Here is a 3,490-nt window from a genome sequence, read left to right as displayed (position 1 = left end):
GCCACCGGGCGCGGCCAGGACGGGCAGGGCCTCGATGCCGACCGCCTCGAAGGCGTTGCGGGCGAAGGTGGACCGCGCCGTGTGAGCCGCGACGGGGCCGAGTTGCGCCAGCACGATGCGGGGCCGGCGACCCTCGCGCCCCTGCAGGGCGTCCGATCGGTCGCGCAGCCGCTCATAGCCTTCCGCGAGGCGGCGCGACGGAAGGGCGGTCATGGCCCCGTCCTCGTGCGGGACAGGGGCATCCGGGGGCGGCATCAGCACGGCGACCGGCGCTTCACGCAGCTCCGGGAATTCACTCGTGCCGGTGATCGGCTCGCGCCGGGTGGCGACCGCGCGGTCCCGCCGCCGGCGGGCCTCGGCGATGCGGCCCTGAACCTGCCCGGCGGACAGGCTGGCCACGATGCCGCCCTCGCGCTCGATCTCGCCAAACCGCGCCCACGCCTCGCGGGCCAGCTCGTCGGTCAGGCTCTCGAAGGCCCCGGAGCCGGCAACCGGATCGGCCACGCGCCAGAGGTTGGATTCCTCCAGCAGAACGAGCTGCGTGTTGCGCGCGAGCCGCCGCGCGAAGCCGTCCGGAAGCCCGAGCGCGGCCGTGAACGGCAGCACGGTGACGATGTCCGCCCCGCCGATCCCGGCCGAGAAACACGCCATGGTGCCGCGCAGCAGGTTCACCCAGGGGTCACGGCGCGTGGTCATGCGCCACGCCGTCTCGACATGGAGCCGGATCGGCTCCGGCTGCAGCCCGCAGGCCGTTTCGACCTGGGCCCAGAGGCGGCGCAGCGCCCGCACCTTGGCGACGGTCAGGAACTGGTCGGCATCGGCCACGAGGGTGAAGGACAGGCCCGCGCGGGCCTGTGCCAGTTCCTGCCCGCCGGCCTCGAAGGCGCGCAAATAGGCCACCCCGGTCGACAACGCCGCGGCGAGTTCCTGCGCCTCGGTCGCACCGGCTTCGTGATAGGGCCGGCTGTCCACGGCGACGAGCTTTCCGCGAAAACCCCGTCCGGTGAGCTCGGCGAGTTGCCGGGTCAGGAGGGAGGCGGCCTCGTCCCAGGGCAGCCTCCATCGCCCGAGCCGGGCTGCGGTGCCAATCGGATCGACGCCCAGATCGAGATCGAGATCGGCGAGATCGTGCCCGCGCCGGCTGGCGAGGTCCGCGACGAGCGATGCCGCCTGCGCGGCGTCCGGCCCCGCCTCGAGCCGCAGGGCGACCATGTCGAGCATGATTCCGGCGAGCGCCGCGTCGAGCGCCGTCACCTCGGAAAGCCGCAGCCCGAAGCCACGCGCCGTGGCGGCCCCGGAGGTCACCACCGTGAGGCTGTCGGCGCCGCCCTCGACGTCCAGCAGCGCCAGCGCGTTCGCCTCCGCCGGGTCCGGATGGTCGACCCGCGCGGCCACGCGCCACGGCGCGGCCGGGCGGGGACGTCCGGTATGCCGGGCCTCGGCCTTGGCGTAGATTGGCTCAATACGCAGGCCGTCGGCGGTGCGGGACACGAGCCTCTTCTCGAAATCCGCGCCTTTCAGGACACGGGCCACAGCCGCTTCCCAGCCTTCGCGGGTGGCGGGCGGGAATTCGGAGGCGAGAGTGAGGTCGTTCATGCTCCCGGCGCGATCACGAGGTGGGGGGTGCGACCGGCCTATCGCGGGCACGAGCGGAACTCAACGGCCACATCAGGGGCGCGATCCCGAAGAACGCCATGATTCCTGCACCCTGACGTGTCATTCCGGCCGGATGAACTTCGGGCTGCTTGTATTCCGGAGGCTGGCCGCAGCTGTCGCCACGCTCGGCGCGCTCGCTGCGGGGCCCGCAACAGCCGCCCCGAAGGCAGCCGATCTGGTCCGCGCGGAACTCGTGGGCGAGCTGCGCGCCGTGCGGGCGGGCCAGCCCTTCACCGTGGCCGTGCGGCTGCAGATGGAGGAGCGCTGGCACACCTACTGGGCCAATCCGGGCGATTCGGGGCTGCCCACCGAGATCCGCTGGACCCTGCCGGCCGGCTTCCAGGCCGGGCCGATCCAGTGGCCTGCACCGAGCCGCATCCCGGTCGGCCACCTGGTCAATTACGGCTACGAGAACGAGACCGCGCTCCTGGTCGAGATCACGCCGCCCGCGGAGCTTCCGGCGGGCCGCACGGTCCGGCTCAAGGCGGATGTGAGCTACCTCGTCTGCGAGCGGGAATGCATTCCGGGGGAGGCGGCGCTCTCGACCTCGCTCCCGTCCACCGCGTCAGCGGACGATGCCGGGCCCGATCCCGCCACGCGCTACATCTTCGAGGCGGCCCGGGCGAGCCTGCCGCAGCCGACGCCCTGGCCGTCCCGGATCGAGCCGCAGGACGGCAAGCTGCGCCTGCGCGTCGAGGCGGCCGGCCTCAAGCCGGAGACGCTGACGGGCGCCTACTTCTTTCCGGGTTCGGGAACCGCGATCGAGCACGCGGCCCCGCAGCCGCTGACGGTGGACGGGCAGGGGTTGTCGCTGCTGCTGACCCCGAGCGCGCTCGCCACCGGTGCGCCGCCCTCCGAGCTTCCGGGCGTGCTGATGCTGGAGGAGCGGCTGGAGAGCGGCCCCGCCCGGCACGCCTTCCAGATCGGCCGCATGCCGGAGCCGGTGGCCGGCTTCCCGCCCAGTGGAGCTGCGGCGCCGGCCGGGCTGCCGCTCGCCGAGGTGTCTGCCGGCGCGGTGCTCCAGGCGGCGCTCTGGGCGCTTCTGGGCGGCCTCCTGCTGAACCTGATGCCCTGCGTCTTTCCGGTGCTGTCCATCAAGATCCTCAGCCTCGTGAACCATTCCGGCCAGTCGCGGGCCGCCATCCGGATCGGCGGCCTCGCCTACACGGCGGGCGTGGTGGGGAGCTTTCTGGCCCTCGCCGGGATCCTGCTGGCTGTCCGGGCGGGTGGGGCCGAGATCGGCTGGGGCTTCCAGCTCCAGTCGCCGACGGTGGTCGCAGGGCTCGCCTTCCTGCTCTTCGCGATGGGGCTCAGCCTGTCGGGGGCGGCCCAGTTCGGGACCGGGATCGCGGCGCGGGCGGGCGGGGTCGCGCACCGGGCGGGCCCGGGCGGATCCTTTCTGACGGGCGTGTTGGCGGCCGTGGTGGCGACGCCCTGCACGGCACCCTTCATGGGGGCGGCCGTCGGCTTCGCGCTGACCGCGCCAGCAGCCGTGGCGCTGACCGTGTTCACGGCGCTTGGCCTCGGCCTCGCGGGGCCCTTCGCGATCCTGACCTTCTGGCCCGGGCTCGTGTCCCGCCTGCCGCGGCCGGGCCGCTGGATGGAGATCCTGAAGCAGATCCTCGCGTTTCCGCTCTATGCCACGGTGGCCTGGCTGGTTTTCGTGGTGTCGCAGCAGGTCGGCCCGGCGGGCCTGTTCGCGGTGCTGCTCGGGCTTGTGCTCGTCGGATTCGGGGTGTGGGCGTGGCGGGCCGCCGCGCTGTCCGGCAGCGCGCCGGGCCGGCGAAGCGGGCAGGCGGCCGCGCTGGCCTCCCTTGCCGGGCTGGTGTTCATC

At 73.6% G+C, this 3,490-nt stretch carries 2 protein-coding genes; one reads left to right on the top strand and one right to left on the bottom strand.

What is annotated here, in order from left to right; genetic code table 11:
* The coding region (locus JWR86_RS13785; RefSeq protein ID WP_299566587.1) for a methylmalonyl-CoA mutase subunit beta at positions 1-1,596 on the bottom strand (1,596 nt) is incomplete at its 3' end.
* 133 nt (positions 1,597-1,729) lie between these two features.
* Here JWR86_RS13785 and JWR86_RS13780 point away from each other — a divergent pair.
* Positions 1,730-3,490: protein-disulfide reductase DsbD domain-containing protein (locus JWR86_RS13780; protein ID WP_299566585.1), on the top strand; the 1,761-nt coding region annotated here is incomplete at its 3' end.

The sequence above is a fragment of the Enterovirga sp. genome (assembly GCF_028290205.1).
In the GTDB taxonomy this organism is placed as follows: Bacteria; Pseudomonadota; Alphaproteobacteria; order Rhizobiales; family Beijerinckiaceae; genus Enterovirga.
Note: the sequence above shows the minus strand (reverse complement) of the source record. Positions and strands in the feature narration are given on the sequence as shown.